This window comes from Serratia proteamaculans, assembly GCF_949794035.1.
In the GTDB taxonomy this organism is placed as follows: domain Bacteria; phylum Pseudomonadota; class Gammaproteobacteria; order Enterobacterales; family Enterobacteriaceae; genus Serratia; species Serratia proteamaculans.
Genome location: NZ_OX461105.1, coordinates 1,665,248 through 1,691,817 on the forward strand (window position 1 = coordinate 1,665,248; position 26,570 = coordinate 1,691,817).

The 26,570-nt window shown below is 55.9% G+C and carries 23 protein-coding genes; 13 read left to right on the forward strand and 10 right to left on the reverse strand.

Annotation, left to right across the window (positions count from 1 at the left end):
• Positions 1-3 precede the first annotated feature (3 nt).
• The 6 genes from QOT07_RS07860 (at position 4) to QOT07_RS07885 (ending at position 6,485) form a co-directional block, all read left to right on the forward strand.
• Entirely contained in the window at positions 4-1,881 is a 1,878-nt protein-coding gene (locus tag QOT07_RS07860; protein ID WP_283602863.1) for a dipeptide ABC transporter ATP-binding protein, read from the forward strand.
• Positions 1,882-1,904: 23 nt separating this feature from the next.
• Positions 1,905-3,443, forward strand: a complete 1,539-nt coding sequence (gsiB, locus tag QOT07_RS07865; RefSeq protein ID WP_099064102.1) for a glutathione ABC transporter substrate-binding protein GsiB — start codon at positions 1,905-1,907, stop codon at positions 3,441-3,443.
• Positions 3,444-3,493: 50 nt separating this feature from the next.
• Positions 3,494-4,414, forward strand: coding sequence for a glutathione ABC transporter permease GsiC (gene gsiC / locus QOT07_RS07870; RefSeq protein ID WP_085115922.1), 921 nt, complete (start codon positions 3,494-3,496; stop codon positions 4,412-4,414).
• 9 nt (positions 4,415-4,423) lie between these two features.
• Positions 4,424-5,332 carry a glutathione ABC transporter permease GsiD gene (gene gsiD / locus QOT07_RS07875; protein WP_262261034.1) on the forward strand — a complete coding sequence of 303 codons (909 nt, stop codon included), beginning with the start codon at positions 4,424-4,426 and terminating at the stop codon, positions 5,330-5,332.
• A gap of 599 nt (positions 5,333-5,931) precedes the next feature.
• The gene (locus tag QOT07_RS07880; RefSeq protein WP_012005987.1) at positions 5,932-6,168 is read left to right on the forward strand and encodes a type II toxin-antitoxin system CcdA family antitoxin; all 237 of its coding nucleotides are present in this window, start codon (positions 5,932-5,934) and stop codon (positions 6,166-6,168) included.
• A 2-nt stretch (positions 6,169-6,170) separates the two neighbouring features.
• Positions 6,171-6,485, forward strand: a complete 315-nt coding sequence (locus QOT07_RS07885) for a CcdB family protein (RefSeq protein WP_099064106.1) — start codon at positions 6,171-6,173, stop codon at positions 6,483-6,485.
• 36 nt (positions 6,486-6,521) lie between these two features.
• Here QOT07_RS07885 and fghA read toward each other — a convergent pair whose 3' ends face one another.
• From fghA to ptrR, 3 genes are read right to left on the reverse strand one after another with little or no spacing between them, the layout of a single operon-like run.
• Positions 6,522-7,364, reverse strand: coding sequence for an S-formylglutathione hydrolase (gene fghA, locus QOT07_RS07890; RefSeq protein WP_099064107.1), 843 nt, complete (start codon positions 7,362-7,364; stop codon positions 6,522-6,524).
• Between the two features lie 14 nt (positions 7,365-7,378).
• Positions 7,379-8,506: an S-(hydroxymethyl)glutathione dehydrogenase/class III alcohol dehydrogenase gene (locus QOT07_RS07895; RefSeq protein ID WP_198404463.1), complete on the reverse strand. Its 1,128-nt coding sequence runs from the start codon at positions 8,504-8,506 to the stop codon at positions 7,379-7,381.
• Positions 8,507-8,533: 27 nt separating this feature from the next.
• Positions 8,534-9,451 (reverse strand): putrescine utilization regulator PtrR, encoded by a 918-nt coding sequence (ptrR, locus tag QOT07_RS07900; RefSeq protein ID WP_283602864.1) that lies wholly within the window; start codon positions 9,449-9,451, stop codon positions 8,534-8,536.
• A gap of 106 nt (positions 9,452-9,557) precedes the next feature.
• On the opposite strand from ptrR, the gene QOT07_RS07905 reads away from it, so the two are divergent.
• The 7 genes from QOT07_RS07905 to mglC all read left to right on the forward strand — a co-directional run bounded on the left by QOT07_RS07905 (position 9,558) and on the right by mglC (position 17,932).
• Entirely contained in the window at positions 9,558-10,715 is a 1,158-nt protein-coding gene (locus QOT07_RS07905; protein ID WP_219015746.1) for a YbfB/YjiJ family MFS transporter, read from the forward strand.
• 247 nt (positions 10,716-10,962) lie between these two features.
• Positions 10,963-11,628, forward strand: a complete 666-nt coding sequence (gene folE / locus QOT07_RS07910) for a GTP cyclohydrolase I FolE (RefSeq protein WP_012005993.1) — start codon at positions 10,963-10,965, stop codon at positions 11,626-11,628.
• A 68-nt stretch (positions 11,629-11,696) separates the two neighbouring features.
• Positions 11,697-12,878 carry a DUF418 domain-containing protein YeiB gene (yeiB, locus tag QOT07_RS07915; protein WP_275881038.1) on the forward strand — a complete coding sequence of 394 codons (1,182 nt, stop codon included), beginning with the start codon at positions 11,697-11,699 and terminating at the stop codon, positions 12,876-12,878.
• 129 nt (positions 12,879-13,007) lie between these two features.
• Positions 13,008-14,048, forward strand: a complete 1,041-nt coding sequence (galS, locus tag QOT07_RS07920; protein ID WP_283602865.1) for an HTH-type transcriptional regulator GalS — start codon at positions 13,008-13,010, stop codon at positions 14,046-14,048.
• A 256-nt stretch (positions 14,049-14,304) separates the two neighbouring features.
• Positions 14,305-15,297 carry a galactose/glucose ABC transporter substrate-binding protein MglB gene (mglB, locus tag QOT07_RS07925; RefSeq protein WP_099064112.1) on the forward strand — a complete coding sequence of 331 codons (993 nt, stop codon included), beginning with the start codon at positions 14,305-14,307 and terminating at the stop codon, positions 15,295-15,297.
• A 104-nt stretch (positions 15,298-15,401) separates the two neighbouring features.
• Positions 15,402-16,910 carry a galactose/methyl galactoside ABC transporter ATP-binding protein MglA gene (gene mglA / locus QOT07_RS07930; protein WP_085115932.1) on the forward strand — a complete coding sequence of 503 codons (1,509 nt, stop codon included), beginning with the start codon at positions 15,402-15,404 and terminating at the stop codon, positions 16,908-16,910.
• Positions 16,911-16,921: 11 nt separating this feature from the next.
• Positions 16,922-17,932: a galactose/methyl galactoside ABC transporter permease MglC gene (gene mglC, locus QOT07_RS07935; RefSeq protein ID WP_012005998.1), complete on the forward strand. Its 1,011-nt coding sequence runs from the start codon at positions 16,922-16,924 to the stop codon at positions 17,930-17,932.
• A 63-nt stretch (positions 17,933-17,995) separates the two neighbouring features.
• Here the strand turns inward: mglC and sanA are convergent, their stop codons facing one another.
• From sanA to metG, 7 genes are all read right to left on the reverse strand, one after another.
• Complete coding sequence (gene sanA, locus QOT07_RS07940) at positions 17,996-18,739, reverse strand: outer membrane permeability protein SanA (RefSeq protein WP_283602867.1); 744 nt, start codon at positions 18,737-18,739, stop codon at positions 17,996-17,998.
• A gap of 170 nt (positions 18,740-18,909) precedes the next feature.
• The gene (locus tag QOT07_RS07945; RefSeq protein ID WP_099064113.1) at positions 18,910-20,607 is read right to left on the reverse strand and encodes an NAD-dependent malic enzyme; all 1,698 of its coding nucleotides are present in this window, start codon (positions 20,605-20,607) and stop codon (positions 18,910-18,912) included.
• A 221-nt stretch (positions 20,608-20,828) separates the two neighbouring features.
• A complete protein-coding gene (gene cdd / locus QOT07_RS07950) occupies positions 20,829-21,713 on the reverse strand; it encodes a cytidine deaminase (RefSeq protein ID WP_099064114.1) in 885 nt (294 codons plus the stop codon).
• A gap of 137 nt (positions 21,714-21,850) precedes the next feature.
• Complete coding sequence (locus QOT07_RS07955) at positions 21,851-22,546, reverse strand: CidB/LrgB family autolysis modulator (protein ID WP_207975741.1); 696 nt, start codon at positions 22,544-22,546, stop codon at positions 21,851-21,853.
• Positions 22,543-22,950 carry a CidA/LrgA family protein gene (locus QOT07_RS07960; RefSeq protein ID WP_099064116.1) on the reverse strand — a complete coding sequence of 136 codons (408 nt, stop codon included), beginning with the start codon at positions 22,948-22,950 and terminating at the stop codon, positions 22,543-22,545. Before QOT07_RS07960 ends, QOT07_RS07955 begins: the two co-directional genes overlap by 4 nt.
• A 136-nt stretch (positions 22,951-23,086) precedes the next feature.
• Positions 23,087-24,310: an MFS transporter gene (locus QOT07_RS07965; protein ID WP_219015747.1), complete on the reverse strand. Its 1,224-nt coding sequence runs from the start codon at positions 24,308-24,310 to the stop codon at positions 23,087-23,089.
• A 141-nt stretch (positions 24,311-24,451) separates the two neighbouring features.
• On the reverse strand, positions 24,452-26,479 hold the full coding sequence (metG, locus tag QOT07_RS07970; protein ID WP_261415673.1) for a methionine--tRNA ligase: 2,028 nt from the start codon (positions 26,477-26,479) through the stop codon (positions 24,452-24,454).
• Between the last annotated feature and the right edge of the window lie 91 nt (positions 26,480-26,570).

Sequence of the window (26,570 nt, forward strand, 5' to 3'; positions counted from 1 at the left end):
TGCATGACCGATACCTTGATGCCGCCCACGGCCGACGCTGGGCTATGGTTGCCGCCACAACGCGTACTTTCAGTACGCGATCTCAGTATTCAGTTTCATCAACAGGGTGACACCCTGGATGCGGTGCGCAACCTGTCATTCGATGTCGATCGCGGTGAAACGCTGGCGATCGTCGGCGAATCCGGCTCGGGCAAATCCGTCACCTCGCTGGCCTTGATGCGGCTGGTGGAACAGGGCGGTGGCAATATCGTCAGCGGTGCCATGCCCTTCCGTCGGCGCAACGGTGAGGTGCTTGATTTGGCCCGTGCCCGCCAGGGGACGCTGCGGACGGTACGCGGTGCCGATATGGCGATGATTTTTCAGGAGCCCATGACCTCACTGAATCCGGTATTCCCGGTGGGTGAGCAGATCGCCGAATCCCTGCGTCTGCATCAGGCGATGGATCATCGGGCTGCCAAACAAGCCGCCTTGCAGATGCTCGATCTGGTCCGCATTCCCGAAGCCAAAGACGTGCTTAACCGCTACCCGCATCAACTTTCTGGCGGCATGCGCCAGCGAGTGATGATCGCCATGGCGCTGTCTTGTAAACCGGCATTATTGATTGCCGACGAACCGACCACCGCGCTGGATGTCACTATTCAGGCGCAGATCCTGCAGCTCATCCGCGTGCTGCAGCAGGAAATGCAGATGGGGGTCATTTTCATCACCCACGACATGGGCGTGGTGGCGGAGATTGCCGACCGGGTCCTGGTGATGCGTCAGGGGGAACGGGTGGAGCAGGGACCGGTGCGCGAGCTGTTTGCCGCACCGCAACAGCCCTACACCCAGGCCTTGTTGGCAGCGGTACCGAAGCTGGGTTCGATGGCACAACAAGATTTTCCGGCCAAATTTCCGTTGCCGAACGGGGCGGACAATGGCGGCCCACAGGATACCGTGCCGCCCGGTGCGGCGCCGATCCTGCGGGTGGAGAATTTGGTGACGCGCTTTGATCTGCGCAGCGGCATTCTGAACCGGGTCACCCGCCGGGTACACGCGGTGGAAAACGTCAGTTTCGATCTCTACCCCGGTGAAACCCTGGGGCTGGTGGGGGAGTCCGGCTGCGGCAAGTCCACCACCGGCCGATCCTTGCTGAAGCTGGTGGACAGTCAGCGCGGCACCATTACCTTTGACGGTCGCCAGATCAATCAGTTGAAAGGCCCGGCGTTGCAGCATCTGCGGCGGGATATCCAGTTTATCTTCCAGGATCCTTATGCCTCGCTCGATCCGCGTCTGACCGTCGGCTTCTCGATTATGGAACCGCTGCTGGTGCATAACGTGGCACGCGGCAAGGCCGCACAAGAACGGGTCGATTGGCTGCTGGAGCGCGTCGGATTGAAACCTGAACACGCACGTCGCTACCCGCATGAGTTCTCTGGCGGGCAACGACAGCGAGTCTGCATTGCGCGCGCGCTGGCACTCAACCCAAAAGTGGTGATCGCCGATGAATCGGTATCGGCGCTCGATGTGTCGATTCAGGCGCAGATCGTCAACCTGTTGCTCGATTTACAGCGTGAGTTTGGCATTGCCTTTCTGTTTATCTCACATGATATGGCGGTGGTGGAGCGTATCAGCCATCGCGTTGCGGTGATGTACCTCGGGCAGATTGTCGAGATTGGCCCGCGCCGTGCGGTGTTTAATAACCCGCAGCACGCCTACACCCGCAAGCTGATGGCAGCAGTACCGGTGGCCGATCCGGCCCATGCTCACCAACGCCAGCCGCTGCTGGTCGATGAAATTCCCAGCCCGATCCGCGCGCTGGGCGATGAACCCGTTACCGCACCGCTGGTGCAGGTTGGCCCCGGGCACTTTGTTGCCCGTCATCCGATCGCCGGTGCCTTTTAATGACCTCAGGAGATGCAAGCACCATGAAGCACACATTCAAACGTAAGGCATTAGCGGCCGTCGTGCTGTTGGCGGCGGTGGGCGCAGGCCCGGCCTGGGCGGCGAAAGATGCGGTGATCGCCGTTGCGTCCAATTTCACCACGCTTGACCCGTATGACGCCAACGACACGCTGTCGCAGGCGGTGGCCAAATCCTTCTATCAGGGCCTGTTCGGCTTTGACAAGGACATGAAGCTGGTAAACGTGCTGGCGGACAGCTACGAGGTGAGCCCAGACGGCCTGACTTACACCGTCAAGCTGCATCCGGGAGTGAAATTCCATGACGGCAGCGAATTTAACGCCGAAGCGGTGAAGGTTAACCTGGATCGTGCCAGCAACCCGGACAACCACCTCAAGCGTTACAACCTGTTCAAGATGATCGACAAAACCGAAGTGGTGGATGCTACAACGGTCAAGATCGTGCTGAAAGCGCCATTCTCGGCGTTTATCAATAACCTGGCGCACCCGGCGGCGGTGATCATTTCCCCGGCGGCGCTGAAGCAGTATGGCAAAGAGATTGGTTTCCATCCGGTCGGTACCGGCCCTTACCAGTTCGTGACCTGGAACCAGACCGATTTCGTCAAGGTGAAGAAGTTTGACGGTTACTGGAAGCCGGGGCTGCCGAAACTCGACAGCATCACCTGGCGGCCGATCGTGGATAACAATACCCGCGCGGCGATGTTGCAGACCGGCGAAGCGACCTTTGCTTTCCCGATCCCTTATGAGCAGGCCAAGGTGCTGGAAGGCAATGCCAAACTCGATCTGGTGGCGGCCCCTTCGATCCTGCAACGCTACATCAGCCTGAACGTCACCCAGAAGCCGTTTGATAATCTGAAAGTGCGGCAGGCGCTGAACTATGCCATCAACAAAGATGCGCTGATCAAGGTGGCGTTCTCCGGCTACGCGGTACCGGCAGAAGGTCCGGTGCCGCCGGCGATAGACTTTGCTACCCGTTATAAGCCATGGCCATACGATCCGGCCAAGGCGCGCGAACTGCTGAAGGAAGCAGGCTACCCGAACGGCTTCACCACCACCCTGTGGTCGTCGCATAACCACAGCACCGCGCAGAAAGTCCTGCAGTTTGCCCAGCAGCAGTTGGCGCAGGTAGGGGTAAAAGTGACGGTGACGGCGATGGATGCCGGTCAACGTGCGGCACAGGTGGAAAGCGTTGGGGTGAAAGACACCGGCGTGCGGATGTTCTATACCGGCTGGTCTGCGTCAACCGGTGAGGCGGATTGGGCGCTGTCGCCGCTGTTCTCTACCCAGGCGGCACCACCCAAGCAGTTCAACACCGCGTTCTACAGTAACCCACAGGTGGACCAGGATCTGACCGGTGCGCTGGCGACCACCGATCGCGGCGAGAAGCAAAAACTGTACAAGGACGCGCAGGATCGCATCTGGGCTGATGCGCCGTGGATCTTCCTGGCGACCGAGCGTTTGCTGTCGGCCAACAACAAACAGTTGAGTGGTTTCTATGTAATGCCGGATACCTCGTTCAACTTTGATAATGCCGATCTTAAATAAGGCGCCAATCCCCGCTCTCATTGAGGGCGGGGTGAGGGGACTCACCCGAGATGCTTAATTATTTTCTGAAACGACTGCTGGGGTTGATCCCGACGCTGCTGATTGTCGCGGTGCTGGTGTTTCTGTTCGTCCATATGTTGCCCGGCGATCCGGCACGGCTGGCGGCAGGGCCGGAGGCCGACGAGGCGGTGGTGCAACTGGTTCGTAAGGATCTGGGGCTCGACAAGCCGCTGCCACAGCAGTTCGTGCACTTTTTTGTCAATGCGCTGCAGGGGGATTTTGGCACCTCAATGGTCTCCAAACGCCCGGTAAGCGAAGAGATTGGCTCGCGCTTTCTGCCGACCCTGTGGCTGACCCTGACCAGCATGCTGTGGGCGACGATCTTCGGTATGGGCATCGGTATGGTGTCTGCCGTCTGGCGTAACCGCTGGCCGGACCGCCTCGGCATGACGTTGGCGGTTTCCGGCATCTCATTCCCCGCTTTTGCGCTTGGCATGCTGTTGATGCAGGTGTTCTCCGTCAACCTTGGCTGGTTGCCTACGGTGGGGGCCGACAGCTGGCGGCACTATATTCTGCCCTCGATCACGCTGGGAGCGGCGGTGGCAGCGGTAATGGCGCGTTTTACCCGCGCTTCGTTCGTCGAAGTGTTGCAGGAAGACTACATGCGTACCGCGCGCGCCAAGGGCGTACGGGAAACCATGGTGGTGGTGAAACACGGCCTGCGTAACGCGATGATCCCGGTCGTCACCATGATGGGATTGCAGTTTGGCTTTTTGCTCGGCGGCTCGATCGTGGTGGAGAAGGTGTTCAATTGGCCAGGGCTAGGCAGGCTGCTGGTCGACTCGGTGGAGATGCGTGACTACCCGGTGATCCAGGCCGAAGTCTTGCTGTTCTCACTGGAGTTCATTCTGATTAACCTGTTGGTGGACCTGCTGTATGCGGCAATTAACCCGGCGATACGCTACAAATGAGGACGCTGGATGATTAAGTATTGGCGACGCAACGCCGCACTGAAGGCTATGCCGACGATCAACCCTAACGCGGTTCGCACGCCCTGGCATGAGTTCTGGCGGCGGTTCCGCCAACAACGCGTGGCCCTGGTCGCCGGGCTGTTGGTGCTGTTGCTGGTGGCCGCCGCGCTGTTGGCACCTTATCTGGTGCCGTTTGATGCGGAAAACTACTTTGATTATGACCGTCTGAACGAGGGGCCTTCGCTGGTGCACTGGCTGGGTGTGGATTCGCTTGGCCGGGATATTTTCAGCCGCATTCTTATGGGGACCCGCATTTCATTGGCCGCCGGGGTGTTCTCGGTGCTGGTCGGCGGGCTGATCGGCACGCTGTTGGGGCTGCTGGCCGGTTATTACGAAGGCTGGTGGGATCGTATCACCATGCGAATCTGTGACGTGCTGTTCGCCTTTCCCGGCATCTTGCTGGCGATTGGCGTGGTGGCGATTATGGGCAGCGGTATGTCCAACGTGATCATCGCGGTCGCGATTTTCAGCATCCCGGCTTTTGCCCGGCTGGTGCGCGGCAATACGCTGGTATTGAAGCACCTGACTTATATCGAGTCGGCGCGCAGCATCGGTGCGTCCGACTGGACCATCATCCTGCGGCATATTCTGCCGGGGACGATTTCGTCGATTGTGGTGTATTTTACCATGCGTATCGGCACCTCGATCATCACCGCCGCCAGCCTGTCATTCCTCGGTCTGGGCGCACAACCCCCGACGCCGGAGTGGGGCGCGATGCTCAATGAGGCGCGGGCAGATATGGTGATTGCACCGCACGTGGCGATCTTCCCCAGCCTGGCGATATTTATCACCGTACTGGCGTTCAACCTGCTGGGCGACGGGCTGCGTGACGCGCTGGATCCGAAATTAAAGGGATAGAATAAAGTTAAATTAATAGCGGTTAATATACGGGATATTAATCGCTTAATTAACCGTAACACTTTAACGTATTAGGTAATTCCACCGAATACGTTTACCTAATCATTGTGTTAGTCATATTATTATAATCAATGGTTATTTTTGTTTTATTTTCAATGGGGTGGTGTTACCTTGTTTTTCTTAGTGTTCTTATGATTTTTTTACATGGATGTGTAAATGAAATACTGCATTATTATAGCCCTGTGGATATTTATTTCATTCTCTTTAATCGAGTATTCATCACTGCTAATTATGAAGCCTTGTAATAGTTATGTGGATGTTGCAATCGCGGTGATTACAGTGATCGGCACCAAAGCCTTATTAACCTGGTTTGAAGATGTTTATTATTGGTTCACTGGCCGAGAGCGTTAACCGTGTGTGTTATAGGGAAGAATAACCACTTGCGATATTTACAATCGCAAGTGGTTACGGCTTATCAGCGGAACAGGTGTTCGGCGTGACGCGTGGAGCACATTTGAATGGGCTAACACCGCTCCCTGGTGTTACTATCCGTTCAATAAGCCGTGTTGCTTGCACGAAGGCTATTGTGGGAGGTACTGATGCCAGTAAAACAACGAACGACGCAAAGCGTTACCATGACGGTAGAACGCAGCTTGTTGAGCCGTGCACGTGAGGCGGGTATTAACCTCAGTGCTACGCTGAACGCTGCTTTGGATGCCGAATTGCGTCAGCATGAGATGAGAAAATGGAAGGAAGATAACCGAGAGGCTATTGAGGCTCTGAACCGTTTTCATGATGAACATGGCTGTTTCAGTGACGAATACAGGACGTTTTAGCGATGCAATTTACGGTATATGCAAATACAGGGAAAAGTACTGTTTACCCGCTGCTGCTTGATGTGACGAGCGATATCATCGGGCAATTAAATCGTCGAGTCGTGATCCCGTTATTGCCCATTGAAAAATACCCAGGTAGCACTCGCCCGGAACGTTTGGTCCCATTGGTCAGGCTGGTGGATGACAATGAGTACGCCGTTATGACTCATGAGATGGCCAGTATCCCCGTTCGTACCTTGGGCGCTGAATTTTGCGATGCTACCCAATACCGAACCGAGGTCAAAGCCGCAATAGATTTTCTTCTCGACGGTATTTGATTAAATCCGGGCGGGGTAACCGCCCAGATTTTTCGATCAGCGGAACAGATGTTCGGCGTGGAAGCGCAGGTGGTCTTCGATAAAGCTGGCGATGGTGAAGTAGCTGTGGTCATAACCCGGCTGAATGCGCAGGGTTAGCGGCCAGTCGCGCTGGCGGGCCAGTTCGGCCAGCTTCGCCGGTTGCAGTTGATCCGCCAGGAACTGATCGTCATCACCCTGATCCACCAGCACCGGCATTTTTTCCGCGCCGTTGGCCAGCAGGTGGCAACTGTCATATTGCAGCCATTGGCTTTCGTCGTTACCCAAATAGGCGGCGAAGGCTTTACGCCCCCATGGCACCTGACAGGGGTTAACGATGGGCGCGAACGCCGACACCGAACGGAAACGCTGCGGATTGCGGAATGCCATCACCAGTGCGCCGTGGCCGCCCATTGAGTGACCGAAGATCGACTGACGATCGCTGACACTGAAATGCTGATGGATCAACGCCGGTAACTCATCGCTGATGTAGTCGTACATGCGAAAGTGCTTGTCCCAGGGGGCCTGGGTGGCATTCAAGTAGAAGCCGGCCCCCTGACCCAGGTCGTAACCTTCATCATTGGGCACATCGTCGCCACGCGGGCTGGTGTCAGCCATCACCAGCACCAGCCCCAGCTCGGCGGCGATACGCTGCGCACCGGCCTTCAGCGTGAAGTTTTCATCATTGCAGGTCAGCCCCGACAGCCAGTACAGCACCGGCGGCGGGTTATCATCGCGCGGTGGCGGCAGATAGATGCTGAAAGTCATGTTGCAATTCAGGCTCTGCGCCGCGTGGCGATAACGCTGTTGCCAGCCGCCGAACATACGGTGCTCTTCGAGAAGTTCTAATGACAAGGTCATCTCTGCCTCCTGGCTTATTTTTTGTCGAAGTGAATAACGGAACGGATGGATTTGCCTTCGTGCATCAAATCGAACGCTTCGTTAATCTGCTCCAGCCCCATGGTGTGGGTAATAAAGTCATTCAGCGCAAACTCGCCGTCCATATAACGCTGGACGATGCCTGGCAGTTGCGAACGGCCCTTCACGCCGCCGAAAGCGGAACCACGCCACACACGGCCGGTCACCAGTTGGAACGGACGGGTAGAAATCTCCTGACCGGCACCGGCTACGCCGATAATCACCGATTCGCCCCAGCCTTTGTGACAGCACTCCAGCGCCGAACGCATCACGTTGACGTTGCCGATACATTCGAAGGAGAAATCAACGCCGCCGTCGGTCAGTTCGACGATCACGTCCTGAATCGGCTTATCGTAGTCTTTCGGGTTGATCAGGTCGGTTGCGCCCAGTTTGCGTGCCAGGTCGAACTTGCTGGTGTTGATATCGATGCCGATGATGCGGCCTGCGCCTGCCATCTGTGCGCCGATGATCGCCGACAGGCCGATGCCGCCGAGGCCGAAGATGGCCACGGTATCGCCTTTCTGCACTTTGGCGGTGTTGATTACCGCACCCATGCCGGTGGTAACGCCACAACCCAGCAGGCAGACTTCTTCCAGCGGCGCTTCTTTACTGATTTTCGCCAGTGAGATTTCCGGTACCACGGTGTATTCGGAGAAGGTGGAAGTGCCCATGTAGTGGAAAATAGGCTGGCCATCTTTGTAGAAGCGGGTGGTGCCGTCCGGCATAAGTCCCTTGCCCTGGGTCGCGCGGATTGCCTGACACAGGTTGGTTTTGCCGGATTTACAGAATTTGCATTCGCCACATTCCGGGGTGTACAGCGGGATCACGTGATCGCCGACTTCCACGCTGGTCACGCCTTCACCAATGGCTTCCACCACGCCACCGCCTTCATGGCCGAGGATCGCCGGGAACACGCCTTCCGGATCGGCACCGGATAGGGTGTAGGCATCGGTGTGGCAGACGCCGGTGGCGACGATCCGCACCAGCACTTCACCTTTTTGCGGTGGCATTAAATCGACTTCTTCAATTTTCAGCGGCTGGTTCGGGCCCCAGGCAACGGCGGCACGGGTTTTGATCATTTCCATCATAGTCTCCAGTGGTCTATTTTTTAATCAGGCTATGTCGATAGCATCTGGTAAATCACAGGCAGTATTTTCAACCGCGAGGGTTTCCGCCTGTTCAATAATCAATTCTTTCAGGGCACGCACGTTCGGGCCAAAGGCATCCCGCCGCCAAAGCAGCCAGGTGGCGGTTTGGGCGATGTCGTCCGGCAGGGTATGCACTTTCACGCGCTCATGGCCTGGCAGCAGGCTAAGCACCGAATGCGGGATCATCGCCAGCCCGGCACCGCTGGCGACACAGGCCAGCATGGCGTGGTAGGACTGAATTTCCATCACCTGACCCGGCAGCACGCCTTCGCGCTTGAACCAGGATTCCAGCCGCAGGCGATAAGAACAACTGGCGCGGAAGGCAAACAGCGTTTCGCCCTTGGCGTCTTTGGCGCTATGGATCGGCAGGTGATCGAGGCAGGAGATCACTACCATATGCTCGGGGAAGGCGATGCAGCCGTTGAGTTCGTCATATTGCACCGGCCCGTCGACCAGCGCCGCTGCCAGCGTACCGGCGCGCACCCGTTCGGTGATCTCGCCGGAGGTACCGGTGGTCAGCGACAGCGACACCTGTGAGAAGCGCTGGTGATAGGTTGCCAGTAAAGTGGGTAAGCGGGTGGCGGCGGTGCTTTCCATCGAGCCGATAGCGAAGTTGCCTGCCGGCTCACCGGCATGGGTGATGCTCATGGCTTCTTCGCTCAGCGCCAGAATACGGTTGGCATAGCAGAGAAAGTTATGGCCCATTGGCGAAAGGCGCAGGCGCTGTTTTTCGCGAATGAACAGATCGGTGCCCAGTTCCTGTTCAAGCTGACGCAGGCGGGTGGTCAGGTTAGAGGGTACGCGGTGCAGTTGCTCGGCAGCACGGGCAACGGAGCCGGTTTCGGCGACGCTACAGAACATGCGGAGCTGGGTCAGATCCATTATCTTCTCTTTTCGTGATGAACTTGGTGAGTATTATTCAGTTTTTGTGAGTGTAATACTGCGGCATGATACTGGCAACTTTCTTTTAACAGTCTGGAAACTCTACATGGCCTTAAGAATTGCCCTGAGCGGCTTTATTGCGTTGATCGTAGCCATGGGGATTGGCCGCTTCGCCTTTACCCCGCAGGTGCCGCTGATGATTGCTGAGCACCAGTTTACCCTGACCGGTGCCGGGCTGGTGGCGGCCATCAACTACCTGGGCTACCTGTGCGGTGCTTATGACGCGATGCGGGCCAGTCGGCATGTCGAGCGTCGGCTGTGGCTGGGCGTGTGGGGCGCGGTCATCTTGACGTTGCTTTCTGCCTGGGTGCAGGGCGAATGGTGGCACGGTGCCGTGCGTTTCCTGATTGGCTGGGCCAGCGGCTGGGCGATGGTGCTGGTGGCGGCCTGGACCAATGAGCGGCTGGCACATTATGGCCGTCCGGCTCTCAGTGCGGCGGTCTTCGCGGGGCCGGGGGCCGGGATTTTTATCAGCGGTATGCTGGCGGTTGGCATTCACAGCCTGGCGCTGACGGCGTCTCAGGCCTGGCTGGTGTACGGCGTGCTGGCGCTGGTATTGATTGGTGCAATCAGCATTAACCTGCCGAAGGCCGGTGAATTACATCGTCCGGATGTGGCTCCGGAGCCACTGCTGCTGACCCCGGCGCTGAAGCGGCTGGTGTGGAGCTACAGCCTGGCGGGCTTTGGCTATATTCTGCCGGCCACCTTTTTGTCGCAAATGGCCGCCGCACGTTTTCCCGGCAGCGTGTTCGCGCAATTTGTCTGGCCGATCTTCGGTGGGGCGGCGGTACTGGGGATTGTTATCGGTATCCTGACCCGCCACAAGCTGACCACCCAAACCCGTCTGGCCATTACCCTGTGGGTACAGGCGTTAGGAGTCTTGAGCGCGGAAATCGTGCCGGGGGTGGCCGGACTGGCGCTGGGAGCATTGTTGACCGGTGGTGGTTTCCTCAGCGTGGTGCAGTTGTCGATCCAGCACGGCAGGGAACTGGCACCCAAGCATGCGCGCTATATGGCGGGATTGTTGACTACGGGTTATGCCATAGGTCAGTTGGTTGGCCCTACGCTGTCGGCGCTGTCAACGGCCCTGACCCATAGGTTGGAACCGGCGTTATATGTTGCTGTGGCTGGCCTGATTGTCGCCGGACTGTTGGTGGTGAATACGCCAGCGCGTGAGTTGGCACGAAAACCGACGCCGTTGTGATTAAATTCCGTACAAAAAACGTGGAATAGCCGCAGCGGGCCTGATTGTGCTAAATGCGAATATTTCACCTGTTGATGAAGCACAATCACTGGATAATCCCCTCACTCTCATCTAGAGTGGGGTCAAAATCTTGACCGGGTTCACGTTATTAATGACGGAAACTTCTGTCGTCAGGAGAGTATGCAATTCGCCCGTCTGCTCGGTAAAGCAGCCGGAGGGGTGAGTTCCAGTCCGTTGGAGAGATGAAATGACATCATTAAGTAAAGAAGCTGTACTGGTTCACGCGGCGCTCGAAGAGCGTGGCCTGGAAACCCCGTTGCGTGGTGAAGTGCTGGATCGCGAGACGCGCAAGCGCCGTATTAAAGAGCACATGACGGAAATCATGCAACTGCTTAATCTCGATCTGTCCGACGATAGCCTGGCGGAAACCCCACACCGTATCGCCAAAATGTATGTTGATGAGATTTTCTCTGGTCTGGACTACGCCAACTTCCCAAAAATCACCGTCATCGAAAACAAGATGAAGGTGGATGAAATGGTGACGGTGCGCGACATTACCCTGACCAGTACCTGTGAGCACCACTTCGTCACCATCGATGGCAAGGCGACCGTGGCCTATATCCCGAAAGATGCGGTAATCGGCCTGTCGAAGATCAACCGTATCGTGCAGTTCTTCTCCCAGCGCCCACAGGTGCAGGAGCGTTTGACTCAGCAGATCCTGGTGGCATTACAAACTCTGCTGGGCACCAATAACGTGGCGGTATCTATCGATGCGGTCCATTATTGTGTTAAGGCGCGCGGTATCCGCGACGCGACCAGCGCAACCACCACCACCTCGCTGGGTGGGCTGTTCAAGTCCAGCCAGAACACTCGCCAGGAATTCCTGCGAGCGGTGCGACATCACCAGGGGTGATGTGTGAGTGATAAAAAAACAGGCGCCTGCGGGCGCCTTTTTAATGACCGGAATACAGCGGTAAAATAATGAACAACACTTCGACCACGCCGCTGCCGCGCATCGCCACTCTGGACTGTGTGCGCGGTATTGCCATTCTTGGCATTCTACTGCTGAATATCAGCGCCTTTGGTCTGCCGAAGGCGGCCTACCTGAATCCGGCCTATCTGGGGCTGCCGTCGTCGCGCGATGCCTGGACCTGGGCGCTGTTGGATATTTTCGCTCAGGCCAAGTTCCTGGCGATGTTTGCGCTGTTGTTTGGTGCAGGTTTGCAGATGTTGCTGCGTCGCGGCAAAGGCTGGATACGCGCGCGGCTGTCGTGGCTGGTGCTGTTTGGTCTGGCACACGCCATTTTCCTCTGGGACGGTGACATCCTGCTGGCTTACGGTCTGATCGGGTTGGTGTGCTGGCGAATGATCCGCGAAGCCAAAGAAACCTATCAACTGTTGAAAACCGGCGTGGTGCTATACCTGATCGGTGTCGGGGTCCTGCTGTTACTGGGCTTTATGTCGCACGGTGAACCGGGTGGTTTCTGGCAGCCCGGGGTGGCGGAACTGCAGTATGAAAAATTCTGGAAGCTGCAGGGCGGTATGGAGGCCTGGCGTAGCCGTACCGATCTGCTCTCCTCCAGCCTGTTGGCGATTGGCGCGCAATACGGTTGGGAGTTGGCGGGGCTGATGCTGTTTGGTGCCGGACTGATGCGCAGCGGTTGGCTGCGTGGCACCTATTCGCCGGGTTATTACCGCCGTCAGGCCGCCTGGCTGATACCGCTTTCATTGCTGATCCAACTGCCGGCAGTGGCGTTGCAATGGCATCTTCACTGGGACTACCGCTGGAGTGGCTTTTTATTGCAGGTGCCGCGCGAACTGGGTGCACCGCTGCAGGCCATGGGCTATCTGGCGCTGTGCTACGGTTTCTGGCCGACGCTGTCGCGCCTGCGCATCGGGCATTGGCTGACGCAGGTCGGGCGTATGGCGCTGAGCAATTATCTGCTGCAAACGCTGATCTGCACCACGCTGTTCTACCGCTTCGGCCTGTACCAACAGTTTGACCGCCTGCAGCTGTTGGCGTTTGTTCCACTGGTCTGGTTGGCTAACCTGTTGTTTTCTAACCTGTGGCTGCGTTATTTCACCCAGGGGCCAGTGGAATGGCTGTGGCGAAAATTGACCCATCTGGCCGCCGGCAAGCCGGAGCCCAGGGCGCTGAATTGAGATCTGGCGCAGGTAGGTTAAAAAAATGTATGTAAACGTTTTCTTTCCTGTGACGTAATTCACGCAGAGGAGGATGACAAACGGGGTAGGATAGCGCCACTGTCAACTACCCCGACCTCAGGATCTTTCATGGCCTCCTCTGTTCACCCAACCACCATTCGCGACGTGGCGAAGCGTGCGGGCGTGTCCGTAGCGACCGTCTCCCGCGTGCTGAATCACAGCGCCATGACCAGTAAAGAGACGCGTGAACAGGTGCTTAAGGCGGTGGCTGAACTGGGTTATCGGCCCAATGCCAATGCGCAGGCGCTGGCCACGCAGAGCAGCGATACCCTCGGGGTGGTGGTGATGGATGTCTCCGATCCCTTCTTTGGTGCGCTGGTGAAAGCGGTAGACACCGTGGCGCAGCAACACCACAAATATCTGCTGATCGGCAACAGTTATCACCAGGCGGATAAAGAGCGTCACGCCATCGAGGTGCTGATTCGCCAGCGCTGTAATGCCTTGATTGTTCATGCTAAAACGTTGTGTGATGCCGAGCTGATGACCTTTCTCGATCAGGTACCGGGCATGGTGTTGATCAACCGTATTATTGCCGGCTATGAGCACCGCTGCGTCGGTCTGGACAACGTCAGCGGCGCGGAGATGGCGATGCGCTTGCTGTTGTCGCAAGGTCATCAGCGTATCGGCTATCTGGGCTCCAATCACCCGATCGAAGACGGGCCGCTGCGCCAGCAGGGTTACTCGCAGGCCATGGGCGCTGCAGGGCTGATCACGCCGGACAACTGGCGCGCCTACGGTTCGCCGGACCTGCAGGGCGGGGAAGCGGCCATGGTCGAGTTACTCGGCCGTAACCTGCATTTGAGCGCGGTGTTTGCCTACAATGACGCCATGGCCGCCGGTGCCATGGCGGTGCTGAAAGAAAACGGTATCACAGTACCGCAACATTTCTCGCTGGTGGGGTTCGATGATATCCCCATCGCACGCTATACCAGCCCCAAGCTCACCACGGTGCGCTACCCCATTGTTACCATGGCGACGCTGGCTACCGAGCTGGCCCTGCTGGGTGCGGCAGGCCGGCTGGAGCCACAGGCCCGTCATTTGTTTATGCCTACCCTGGTACGTCGCCATTCTGTGGCGCCGTGGCAAAGTGAGGCAGCGGTCACTCTCTGAACATTTAATCTTGTGTAACCGTTTTCAATCTGTGAGAAAATTCACAGATTATTAACATCGCGCCGTCTATGCTCTAGGCGTTTTCCAGCGCAAAGGCACTTGCCGCTGCTGTTTTTTACCTCGCGCTGGCACCACCTTTTTCAGGAATAACATGATTCACGGATGACAGGGAAACTGCCAGGCCCGGTTGTGCACTCACCACCGGTTACCTTTGGCCTAATACCGAGCAAGACCCTACATAAACCGGAGACACACAATGAATAAGAAGGTTTTCACCCTGGCCGCGACGGCCGCAGCCATGATGTTTGGCGCCGCAGCACATGCAGACACCCGTATTGGCGTCACAATTTATAAATATGACGACAACTTTATGTCGGTGGTACGCAAGGCAATCGAGAAAGACGCCAAGGCCTCTCCGGACGTTACCCTGCTGATGAATGACTCGCAGAATGACCAATCCAAACAAAACGATCAGATCGACGTGCTGATCGCCAAGGGCGTTAAAGCGCTGGCGATCAACCTGGTTGATCCGGCCGCCGCTCCGGTGATTATCGATAAGGCGCGCGGAAACGATATCCCGATCGTGTTCTACAACAAAGAGCCTTCCCGCAAAGCGCTGGACAGCTATGACAAAGCCTATTACGTAGGGACCGACTCCAAAGAGTCAGGGGTGATCCAGGGCCAACTGATCGAGAAACACTGGAAGGCTAACCCGAACTGGGATCTGAACAAAGATGGCCAGATCCAGTACGTGCTGCTGAAAGGCGAGCCAGGTCACCCGGATGCCGAAGCGCGCACCACCTATGTGGTGAAAACGCTGAACGACAACGGCATCAAGACTCAGGCGCTGCAGATGGATACCGCGATGTGGGATACCGCTCAGGCCAAAGACAAGATGGATGCCTGGTTGTCTGGCCCTAACGCCAACAAAATTGAAGTGGTGATCGCCAACAACGATGCGATGGCGATGGGTGCGGTTGAAGCGCTGAAAGCGCATAACAAAACCAGCATTCCGGTATTCGGTGTCGATGCGCTGCCAGAAGCTTTGGCGATGGTGAAGTCCGGCGCGATGGCGGGAACGGTGCTGAACGATGCTGACAATCAGGCTAAAGCCACCTTCGAACTGGCGAAAAACCTGGCTGCGGGCAAACCGGCTGCCGACGGCACCAAATATAAGATTGAAAATAAAGTGGTCCGTATTCCTTACGTTGGCGTAGATAAAGACAACCTGTCTCAGTTTGTGAAATAAGCGCTGAGATAACCCACAATGACCCCGCCCACGGCCGCCAACACCAGGAAAGCCGTGGGTGGGGGAATTTACGATATTAAAAGACCGATAAGCCAGGTGTATTTATGGCCGACAGCCCACGCGAATTTCTGCTGGAAATGACTGATATCAGTAAGTCGTTTCCCGGCGTCAAGGCATTGGATAATGTGAATCTGCGCGTTCGTCCGCACTCCATTCATGCATTAATGGGGGAGAACGGCGCGGGCAAATCGACATTATTAAAATGCCTGTTTGGCATTTATAAAAAAGATGCCGGCAGTATTATTTTTCAGGGCCAGGAAATTGATTTCAAAAGCTCTAAAGAGGCGCTGGAACACGGCGTTTCAATGGTGCATCAGGAATTGAATCTGGTGTTGCAGCGCACCGTGATGGACAACATGTGGTTGGGACGTTATCCGACCAAGGGCATGTTTGTCGATCAGGACAAGATGTTGAAGGACACCCAGGCGATATTCGACGAGCTGGATATTGATATTAACCCACGGGATAAAGTGGGCACGTTATCGGTATCGCAAATGCAGATGATCGAAATTGCCAAGGCATTCTCCTACGACGCCAAGATTGTGATCATGGATGAGCCGACCTCTTCGCTGACGGAAAAAGAGGTGAATCATCTGTTCACCATTATCCGTAAGCTGAAAGAGCGCGGTTGCGGCATCGTCTATATCTCGCACAAGATGGAAGAGATCTTCCAATTGTGCGACGAGATCACCATCCTGCGTGACGGTCAGTGGATCGCCACCCAGCCGCTGGAAGGGCTGGATATGGACAAGATCATTTCGATGATGGTGGGGCGTTCGCTCAGCCAGCGTTTCCCCGATCGGCAGAATACGCCGGGCGAGGTGATCCTGGAGGTGAAGGGCCTGACCTCATTACGCCAGCCTTCGATTCGCGATATTTCCTTCGATCTGCATCAGGGGGAGATCCTCGGTATTGCCGGGCTGGTGGGCGCCAAGCGCACCGACATCCTGGAGACGCTGTTCGGCATCCGCGAAAAAGTGGCGGGCACCATCAAGCTGCACGGCAAGGCGATCAATAACCACAGCGCCAATGAAGCGATTAACCACGGTTTTGCCCTGGTGACGGAGGAGCGCCGTTCCACCGGGATTTACGCTTATCTGGACGTCGGTTTTAACTCGCTGATCTCCAACATCCGTAACTATAAAAACAAAATCGGCCTGCTGGATAACGCCCGCATGAAAAGCGATACCCAATGGGTGATCGACGCCATGCGGGTCAAGACGCCGGGTCATCATACCAATATCGGTTCGCTGTCCGGCGGTAACCAGCAGAAGGTGATCATCGGTCGTTGGCTGTTGACCCAACCGGAAATATTAATGCTGGATGAACCGACGCGTGGCATTGACGTTGGCGCCAAATTCGAAATTTATCAGTTGATGACCGAACTGGCGAAGAAGGGCAAGGGGATCATTATTGTCTCGTCTGAAATGCCGGAGCTTTTGGGAATTACCGACAGAATACTGGTGATGAGTAATGGTCAGGTTGCGGGCATCGTTAACACCAAACAGACCTCGCAAAATGAAATTTTACGTCTCGCATCCCTGCACCTTTAAGGATCAGAATTATGAACGCGCTGAATAAGAAAACTTTGTTCACCTATTTCAAGGAAGGTGGCATTTACGTAGTGTTGCTGGTGCTGCTGGCAATTATTATTATCCAGGATCCGACTTTCCTCAGCTTAATGAACCTGAGTAACATTCTGACTCAGTCTTCAGTACGCATTATTATTGCACTGGGTGTGGCGGGGCTGATTGTTACCCAGGGGACTGACCTGTCCGCCGGGCGTCAGGTGGGGTTGGCCGCGGTGATCGCCGCGACGCTGTTGCAGTCGATGGACAACGTCAACAAGGTGTTTCCGCATATGGAAACCTGGTCGATCCCGCTGGTGATCCTGCTGGTGTGTGCCGTGGGTGCGGTGATTGGTCTGGTGAACGGGTTGATCATCGCCTACCTGAACGTGACGCCGTTTATTACCACTTTGGGTACCATGATTATCGTGTACGGCATTAACTCGCTGTATTACGACTCTGTTGGCGCATCCCCAGTGGCGGGGTTTGATCCCAAGTTCTCCACCTTTGCTCAGGGGTTCCTGCGCTTTGGCGACTTTAAGCTGTCGTACATTACCTTCTACGCCATCATTGCGATTATTTTCGTCTGGATCCTGTGGAATAAAACCCGCTTCGGCAAAAATATCTTCGCCATCGGTGGTAACCCTGAGGCAGCCAAGGTTTCCGGCGTCAATGTGCCGTTGAACCTGATCATGATTTATGCGCTGTCTGGTGTGTTCTATGCCTTCGGCGGTTTGCTGGAAGCGGGGCGTATCGGCAGTGCCACCAACAACCTCGGCTTTATGTATGAGCTGGATGCTATTGCGGCCTGTGTGGTGGGCGGAGTGTCCTTTGCCGGCGGGGTAGGTACGGTGCTGGGGGTGGTGACCGGGGTGATCATCTTCACCGTCATCAACTACGGCCTGACCTACATTGGCGTTAACCCTTACTGGCAGTACATCATCAAGGGCGGCATCATTATCTTCGCGGTAGCGTTGGATTCACTGAAGTACGCCAAGAAGAAGTAAGTCTTCGCTACAATGGGAACGGTCAGCAAATGCTGGCCGTTTTTGTTTTTAGTGAGGGGGGAATTAAGGCTGTTTGGTTTTCTGTTTTTCCGCCGCCAGCTTGTGCTCCAACTCGAGCAATTGTTCCGGTGATACTGCCGGATAACCCTGGGCATCTTCCGGGATGGTGTGCATGGAGGAAATTGGGATCAGCGGGCCGAGGAAGCGCGGTTCACGTTTGAGGATATACAAGTCGGTCAGTGCACCAAGGCGGGCGAAGATCTCACGCACACGTACTGTCATCATATCTTTTGGTGACGGTACCGCGTAGCACTGCGCCTGGATCCCCATATGCAACGCGATAAACAGCGCGCGCTCACAGTGGAAGCGTTGGGTGATAATAATAAAGTCATTGGTATCGAACACTTTACGGGTGCGCACGATCGAATCCAGGGTGCGGAATCCGGCGTAATCCAGCACGATATCGCTGGGCGCTACACCTGCGGCGATCAAATCGCGGCGCATGGTCATAGGTTCGTTGTAGCTTTGCTGGGCATTGTCACCGCTCAGCAGCAGATATTTCACCTTGCCGCTGTTATAGGCGTTGATCGCGCCCTGAATACGGTAGCGGTAATATTGGTTGATCACGCCGGTACGGTAATATTTGGCGGTACCCAGTACCACGCCGACCTGGCGATGGGGCAGCCCTTGCAGTTCATCATAGACGAAAGGCGCCGTTTTCCAGCTGATCCAGCGATCGAGCGCGAGAGCCGAGAGCATCAGCAGTGCAATAATGACGAACAGGCTGATTATCAGGCGTTTCCACATGTTATTGCCTTACGCGCACAGGGGCCAAAAAAGATGGCTCAAGGCTACTTTACCTGACTGGTTGAAGCAAGCCTGTCCCCGCCTCTGGCACGCATTGCGCCGCATTTTTAGGCGGTTTTGCCAATAAAAAAGGCCCGGCGAGCCGGACCTGATTATCTTATCTGCACAAATCAGAATGAGGTGCGCTTGTAGCTGCGGTATTGCGGCCGCCAGAAGTTGTGTTCGATGGCTTTTGACAGCGCTTCTTCAGAGGTGACTACCGCCATTCCCTGCAACTGAGCCGCTTTGCCTACTTCCATCGCGATGCATTTTGACACGCCTTGAATATCGTCGATATCCGGCAACAGTGCGCCATGCCCGTCGGTGGCCAGCGGGGAACATTCGGCCAACGCACGGCTGGCGGCCATCAGCATTGCGTCCGTGACTCGGGTCGCGCCGGAGGCCAACACACCCAGACCAATACCCGGGAAGATATAGGAGTTGTTGCACTGGGCAATCGGGATCTGCTGATCTTTATAGTGCACCGGTGCGAACGGGCTGCCGGTAGCGACCAGCGCAGCGCCTTCGGTCCAGTTGATGATGTCTTCCGGACGGGCTTCCACGCGTGAAGTCGGGTTGGACAACGGCATCACGATTGGGCGCGGACAATGCTTGTGCATTTCGCGGATCAGTTCTTCGGTGAACAAGCCCGGCTGGCCGGAAACGCCGATCAAAATGCTTGGCTTGGCGTTACGTACCACGTCCAGCAGCGAGATGGCATCGCTGGACGTCTGCCATGCGCTCAGGTTTTCGCTCTTCTGCACCAGCTTGCTCTGGAAATCGAGCAGGTTAGGCAGTTTGTCGGTCAGCAGACCAAAACGGTCGACCATGAACACGCGGGCGCGCGCTTCATCTTCGCTAAGACCTTCGGATTTCATCTGCGCGATAATTTGCTCGGCAATGCCGCAACCGGCGGAACCGGCTCCCAGGAAGGTGACGGTTTGATCGCGCAATTGGCTGCCGGCAGCGCGGCTGGCGGCAATCAGGCTGCCCAGCGTGACCGCGGCGGTGCCCTGAATATCGTCGTTGAAGCAGCAGATTTCATCACGGTAGCGGTTCAGCAGTGGGGTCGCGTTATTCTGAGCGAAATCTTCAAACTGCAGCAGCACGTTCGGCCAGCGGCGTTTCACCGCCTGGATAAATTCTTCAACGAAAGCGTGGTATTCATCACCTGAAATACGCGGATGACGCCAGCCCATGTACAGCGGATCGTTCAGGCGCTGTGGGTTATTGGTACCCACGTCCAGCACCACCGGTAAGGTATAGGCCGGGCTGATGCCCCCGCAGGCGGTATACAGCGACAGTTTACCGATAGGAATGCCCATGCCGCCAATGCCCTGATCGCCCAGGCCGAGAATACGTTCACCGTCGGTGACGACAATCACCTTAACGTTTTGCTTGGTGGCGTTTTGCAGCATGTCGTCAATGCGATCGCGGTTAGGGTAAGAGATAAACAGCCCACGCGCCCGGCGATAAATATCAGAGAAGTGCTCACAAGCTTCACCCACCGTTGGCGTGTAGATGATCGGCATCATTTCGCTCAGGTGTGAGTCCAGCAGACGGTAGAACAGAGTTTCGTTGGTGTCCTGGATGTTACGCAGGTAGATGTGCTTATCGCTGTCGTTTTTAAAATCCTGATACTGGCGATAGGCGCGTTCCGCCTGCTCCTCGATGGTTTCCACCGCATCGGGCAGTAAGCCTTGCAGGTTGAAATGGCTGCGCTCATCCTCGGTGAAGGCACTGCCTTTGTTCAGCAGCGGGAATTCCAGCAGGATCGGGCCAGCATAAGGGATGTAGAGAGGGCGTTTGCTTTCGTATTCAAGTTCCATGGCTTTTGCTCTTCAACTTATCGGATAACTTTATAAGGGTGATCCTAAAAGATCGGGGAAATATGTACAGCAATTGTTATCGGATCATGAGGTAAATTGGCGTAATTATCGACGATCAAGTCCTAATTTAACTAAAGAAAGTGTTTTAAGACGTGAATGCCATTGTAATCGGCTTGCGGGGCTGTTAACAGCGGTGCCGGGCGGCACCGCCAGGGTCAGGATCAGAAAGTAATGCGGCTGACATTTTGGCAACCCAGGGCAGCCAGGGTGGCACGGGTCGCGTCCCATTGGGTGAGGATGGCGCTTTCGGGTTCGGCCAGTACCGCGCGGCTCACTTTTTGGCAGTCGCCGCCGGAGACGTTCATCAGGATCAGCGCGGCTTGCAGCGGTGGCAGACTCGGGTTGAAAGCGGCGTTTTCCGCATAGCGGCCGGTGTAAATGGTGCCGTCCTCGGCTTCCAGCGCGACGCCGCTGTGGGCATTGCTGTAGGGAGCGTGACTCTGATTGGCGGCAGCCAGTGCTGCCTGTTCCAGTTCGTCAGTCAGGGCCAGTTGGAAGCCGTGATCGACCCGATCCATCAGCAGCGTGGCGATATCCAGGTCTTTCGGGCCGAAGGCATCCGGCAGATAATCGCCAAGCGTTGCCGGCTCACGACCGGGCAGACGGATTTTCAGATCGCTACCGCTGTTCAGTTCATTCATAAACTGGCGGCAGTGGCCGCAAGGTGTGTAGTTAACGGTGATGGAAACCAGAGCGGGTTCGCCACGCAGCCAGGCATGGGTAACCGCACACTGTTCTGCATGAATGGTTTGTTGCATCGGCGCGCCGCTGAACTCCATGTTGGCGCCAAAATACAGATTACCGCTCTGCCCGCGGGCAATGGCACCGACGTAAAACTGGGAGATCGGGGCTAACGAGCAGGCTGCCGCCAGTGGCAGCAGAGCGAATGCCAGAGCATCATCATCCAGCCCGCAGCGTTGCTTAATCGCCTCCACCTGTTCTGCTTTGAGCATGGCCGGGAAATCAGGCGCATCCATATAAGACAGCAGGACGGATTGCAATGAGGCAGGCAGTTCGCCGAAAGCGGTTTGAAAACGCGGGTGCATAGAAACTCTCTCTACAGGTTAACGGGATAACATTCTAGGCAGCCCTGCGTGAATAAAGTGTGATGCAAATCTCTTTATTGATGAAATCAATGCAATGAAAGCCATAATTGCGAGATGTCTCGCAAGTTTTAGACCCTTTAGCCGAACAAATGCAGCAATACCGGAAACAAAAAGGGTGCCAGCAATGAGGTAATGATGCCGCAAATCACCAGCGCCAACGAGCCGAATGCACCTTCCTGAAAGTCCATTTCCGCGCAGCGTGCGGTGCCCAGCGCATGCGATGCCGTGCCCATTGCCAGTCCACGCGCCGAGCGGGTGGTGATCTTCAATATTTTAAACAGCGTATGCCCGAATACTGCGCCGAGAATACCGACGAAAATCACGCAGACGGCGCTGATCGCCGGGATACCACCGAGCGACTCCGCGACCGCCATGGCGATGGGCGTGGTGACCGACTTCGGCATGATGGACGCGGCAATTTCCGGCGTGGCACCCATCCACAAAGCAATGGCGCCGCCGCTGATCATGGCGGTCATGCTGCCGATAAAACAGACGGCGATAATGGACTTCCAGCGCGCACGGATTTGATGCAGTTGCTCATACAGCGGATAGGCCAGCGCCACCACGGCCGGTTGCAACAGGTCGTTAAGGATTTTGCTGCCCTGAAAGTAGCGCTCATAAGGGATGCCGGTCAGTAACAGCAGGGGAATGATCACCGCCATCGATACCAGCAACGGGTTCAGCAGTGGCATATTCAGCCACTGTGCCAGCTTACGCGCTGCAAAGTAGACCGCCAGCGACAGCGGCAATGACCACCAGATTTCATGGATCATTTTTCGCCCTCCGCCGCATCCGGTTTGCCAACGATGCGGCGCTCCCGGTGGAAATAATGTGAGGTATAGCCCACCACCACCAGCACCATCAGAGTGCTGACAATGCAGGAGACCACCAGTGGGCCGAGGTGATCGAGGATCTGGTCGTAGTATTTCATCACGCCAACGCCGATGGGTACGAACAACAGCACCATATAACGGATCAGCAGATGGCAGCCGGGTTTAACCCATTTGGCCGGCATAATTTGCGTGGAGAGCAGGGCGAACAGCAGCAACATGCCGATAATGCTGCCGGGAATCGCGATCGGCAGCAGTGCCGCGATAGCATTGCCGACAAACAAGCAAAAGTAGATAAGGACGATTGCCCTCAGGTATTTCCAGCACAGTGTGAGCACGTTGGCCATAACTTAATCCCGTTTAACTGACGCATTCATCATACAATTAAACTGTGACCTTCGCCACAAATCACACCATGAATTCTCTCTATGGCTTTCATGCCTGTCAGGCAGGTTGACAGCCGCAGTTAAGCCCGGTGCGCCTTTATTCTGTAGTGATAATGTCGGCACTGCGCGGCTGTTTTTGCGCCAGGCGATGGCCGAGGAAAAAGAATAACAGGCTGAACAACGCGGCGGCAATCAACATCAGGAACATCATGTGTGGGGCGGCGTAGCTAAGAATAAAACCGCAGAGTACCGGGTTGATGGCACCGCCCAGTGCGCTGAGGTTTTGTACCCCGTAGTAGCTGCCTTTTAGATGCTGTGGCGCGATAAAGTCGATAAACATGTATTCCACCGGGATCACAATAATCTCGCCCAGGGTAAATATGGCCATCGCCGCGATCCACAGCCAAAGCGATTGCCCGGCCAGACTAAACCCGATCAGCCCGAGAATGAAAAACAGCGTGCCCAACACCAGCCAGCGCAGCATGTTTTCCTGACGCATGCCGCGGCTCAGCAGGTACTGCAGGGCAATGACGATACAGGCATTGACGATCATCACCGCCCCAATGACCTGATAGGCGAACTCTGCGTTGGAAACGAGGATCAGGTATTGCGACAAATAGCCGGTGAACTGGCCGAAAACGACCGCCCCGAGCGTACTGCCGAGGGTAAAGTAAATCAGCCGGCGATCGTTACGCAGGATGGCCAGCGTCTGGCGGAAATCGGGCGCTGCGATCGGCGCGAGCTCGGTCGCTCCAGGTGATGCCGTGCCTTGCCGGCGCAGGCCAAAACTCAGCGCCGTCACGGTGAGCAAGGCCAGCCCCCCGGAGAGATAAAACGGTAATAACGGATTCAAGCCTGCCACCATCACGCCCAATGATGAGCCCACCGCCCAGCCAACGTTCACCAGCGTGTAATTAATCGAAAAGGCCTTGATGCGCTGGGCAACCGGCAGCCAGTCGGCAAAGCAGGCCTTGATGGTGATGCCCAGTACTGAATAGGCGGTATGCAGGATCGCCAATACCACGATGATACCGCCCGGTCTCGGGATCCACGGGATAGCGAAAAAACTCAGGGCGAACAGCAGAATAGAAATCAGGATCAACGTGTTTTTGTTGAACTTGTCGACTAAATAACCGCCGTACAGGCTGGCGAAAATGCCAATTGCCAGGCTAGCGCCCAGAATAATGCCGACGCTTTTCGGCAGCAGGTGGAAATGCCCGGTGAGATAGATGGTAATGAACGGCAGCGTGACGCCACGGCCAATGGTCAGTACCAGCGAACTGGCCAGCAATGCGTTAATCAGCGGTGGGAATCCCTTCATGTCAGACCTGTTTATGCATACAGTAATTAAACCCGTATGGATAAGATAGCTTATTTGGGCCGATTTTGTCGTTGTCGCAATGAATGAAAGTTAATAAAAAGGGCCGAGCAAGCTCGACCCTGATGCAGTAAAAAACAGGTGTTATTTCACCTGCATGCCTGGCTGTGCACCGCTGTCCGGGCTGAGCAGGAAGATCTCTTTTCCGCCTGGGCCGGCAGCCATCACCATGCCTTCAGAGATACCGAAGCGCATTTTGCGTGGTGCAAGGTTGGCGACCATGATGGTCAGGCGACCTTCAAGCGCTTTCGGGTCCGGATAAGCGGAACGAATACCGGAGAAGATCTGACGTGTTTCACCGCCAAGATCCAACTGCAGCTTCAGCAGCTTGTCCGAGCCTTCAACAAAGTCGGCGCTGGCGATCAGCGCAATACGCATATCAACCTTGGCGAAATCATCAAAGGTGATGGTGTCCTGAATCGGATCGTCCGCCAGTGGGCCAGTGACTACTTTCGCCGCCGCCATGTCTTCTTTCGAGGCGCTGACCATTTCATTAACCTTGTCCAGATCGATACGGTTGAACAGGGCTTTGAACGGGTTGACCTGATGGCCCAGTAACGGTTGCTGGATGCTGTCCCAGCTCAGCTCACAGTTAAGGAAAGCCTCGGTGCGTTCAGTCAGCGATGGCATTACCGGTTTCAGGTAAGTCATCAGTACACGGAACAGATTGATGCCCATTGAACAGATGGCTTGCAAATCAGCATCACGGCCTTCTTGCTTGGCCACTACCCACGGTGCCTGCTCATCCACATAGCGGTTTGCCAGATCGGCCAGCGCCATGATTTCGCGGATTGCCCGACCGGACTCGCGGCTGGCATAGGCATCGGCGATGCTTTGTGCTGCGTCAACGAAGGTTTGGTACAGCGCAGGATCGGCCAGTTTGTCGGCCAGTTGCCCCCCAAAACGCTTGTTGATAAAGCCGGCATTGCGCGAAGCCAGGTTAACCACCTTGTTCACGATGTCGGCGTTCACCCGCTGCACGAAATCTTCCAGATTCAGGTCGATATCGTCAATGCGTGAAGACAGTTTGGCGGCGTAGTAGTAACGCAGGCAGTCGGCATCCAGGTGTTGCAGATAGGTGCCCGCCTTGATAAAGGTGCCACGAGATTTGGACATCTTGGCGCCGTTCACCGTCACGTAGCCGTGTACGAACAGGTTTGTCGGCTTGCGGAAGTTACTGCCTTCCAGCATTGCCGGCCAGAACAGGCTGTGGAAATAAACGATGTCTTTGCCGATAAAGTGATACAGCTCGGTGGTGGAGTCTTTGCGCCAGAACTCGTCAAAGTCCAGATCGCCGCGTTTGTCGCATAGGTTTTTAAATGACCCCATGTAGCCAATTGGCGCATCGAGCCAGACGTAGAAGTATTTGCCTGGGGCATCCGGGATTTCAAAGCCGAAGTACGGCGCATCGCGGGAAATATCCCACTGTTGCAGACCGGACTCAAACCACTCCTGCATTTTGTTCGCCACTTGCTCTTGCAGCGCACCGGAGCGGGTCCAGGCCTGCAGCATTGCGCTGAACGACGGCAGATCAAAGAAGAAGTGCTCGGAGTCACGCAGCACCGGCGTCGCACCGGAAACCACAGATTTGGGATCGATCAGCTCGGTCGGGCTGTAGGTCGCACCACAGACTTCGCAGTTGTCGCCGTATTGATCCGGCGATTTGCATTTCGGGCAGGTGCCTTTGACGAAGCGGTCAGGCAGGAACATGCCTTTTTCCGGATCGTACAGCTGAGAAATTGTCCGGTTCTTGATAAAACCGTTTTCTTTCAGGCGACCGTAAATCAGGTTCGACAGTTCACGGTTCTCATCGCTATGGGTTGAATGATAGTTATCATAGCTGATGCCAAAACCGGCGAAATCCTGTTGGTGCTCCTGGCTCATTTCCGCAATCATTTCTTCCGGCTTGATGCCCAACTGCTGAGCTTTCAGCATGATCGGCGTGCCGTGCGCGTCGTCCGCACAAATGAAATGAACCTCGTGGCCGCGCATTCGTTGGTAACGAACCCAGATGTCTGCCTGGATGTGCTCGAGCATGTGGCCGAGATGGATGGAACCATTTGCGTACGGCAGCGCGCACGTCACCAATAATTTTTTCGCGACTTGAGGCATAGTGAGAACTTGGTTTCTGTAATGAATAAAAGGGTCTTCGATGTTACCCGATCGCGCTCGCCACGGCTAGGGCGGTTTCTTTATACAGACA

Bases quoted from the DNA above. Each gene is read 5' to 3' on its own strand.
- QOT07_RS07860 (WP_283602863.1), top strand. From the start codon at position 4: ATGACCGATACCTTGATGCCGCCCACGGCCGACGCTGGGCTATGGTTG.
- gsiB (WP_099064102.1), top strand. From the start codon at position 1,905: ATGAAGCACACATTCAAACGTAAGGCATTAGCGGCCGTCGTGCTGTTG.
- gsiC (WP_085115922.1), top strand. From the start codon at position 3,494: ATGCTTAATTATTTTCTGAAACGACTGCTGGGGTTGATCCCGACGCTG.
- gsiD (WP_262261034.1), top strand. From the start codon at position 4,424: ATGATTAAGTATTGGCGACGCAACGCCGCACTGAAGGCTATGCCGACG.
- QOT07_RS07880 (WP_012005987.1), top strand. From the start codon at position 5,932: ATGCCAGTAAAACAACGAACGACGCAAAGCGTTACCATGACGGTAGAA.
- QOT07_RS07885 (WP_099064106.1), top strand. From the start codon at position 6,171: ATGCAATTTACGGTATATGCAAATACAGGGAAAAGTACTGTTTACCCG.
- fghA (WP_099064107.1), bottom strand. From the start codon at position 7,364: ATGACCTTGTCATTAGAACTTCTCGAAGAGCACCGTATGTTCGGCGGC.
- QOT07_RS07895 (WP_198404463.1), bottom strand. From the start codon at position 8,506: ATGGAAATGATCAAAACCCGTGCCGCCGTTGCCTGGGGCCCGAACCAG.
- ptrR (WP_283602864.1), bottom strand. From the start codon at position 9,451: ATGGATCTGACCCAGCTCCGCATGTTCTGTAGCGTCGCCGAAACCGGC.
- QOT07_RS07905 (WP_219015746.1), top strand. From the start codon at position 9,558: ATGGCCTTAAGAATTGCCCTGAGCGGCTTTATTGCGTTGATCGTAGCC.
- folE (WP_012005993.1), top strand. From the start codon at position 10,963: ATGACATCATTAAGTAAAGAAGCTGTACTGGTTCACGCGGCGCTCGAA.
- yeiB (WP_275881038.1), top strand. From the start codon at position 11,697: ATGAACAACACTTCGACCACGCCGCTGCCGCGCATCGCCACTCTGGAC.
- galS (WP_283602865.1), top strand. From the start codon at position 13,008: ATGGCCTCCTCTGTTCACCCAACCACCATTCGCGACGTGGCGAAGCGT.
- mglB (WP_099064112.1), top strand. From the start codon at position 14,305: ATGAATAAGAAGGTTTTCACCCTGGCCGCGACGGCCGCAGCCATGATG.
- mglA (WP_085115932.1), top strand. From the start codon at position 15,402: ATGGCCGACAGCCCACGCGAATTTCTGCTGGAAATGACTGATATCAGT.
- mglC (WP_012005998.1), top strand. From the start codon at position 16,922: ATGAACGCGCTGAATAAGAAAACTTTGTTCACCTATTTCAAGGAAGGT.
- sanA (WP_283602867.1), bottom strand. From the start codon at position 18,739: ATGTGGAAACGCCTGATAATCAGCCTGTTCGTCATTATTGCACTGCTG.
- QOT07_RS07945 (WP_099064113.1), bottom strand. From the start codon at position 20,607: ATGGAACTTGAATACGAAAGCAAACGCCCTCTCTACATCCCTTATGCT.
- cdd (WP_099064114.1), bottom strand. From the start codon at position 21,713: ATGCACCCGCGTTTTCAAACCGCTTTCGGCGAACTGCCTGCCTCATTG.
- QOT07_RS07955 (WP_207975741.1), bottom strand. From the start codon at position 22,546: ATGATCCATGAAATCTGGTGGTCATTGCCGCTGTCGCTGGCGGTCTAC.
- QOT07_RS07960 (WP_099064116.1), bottom strand. From the start codon at position 22,950: ATGGCCAACGTGCTCACACTGTGCTGGAAATACCTGAGGGCAATCGTC.
- QOT07_RS07965 (WP_219015747.1), bottom strand. From the start codon at position 24,310: ATGAAGGGATTCCCACCGCTGATTAACGCATTGCTGGCCAGTTCGCTG.
- metG (WP_261415673.1), bottom strand. From the start codon at position 26,479: ATGCCTCAAGTCGCGAAAAAATTATTGGTGACGTGCGCGCTGCCGTAC.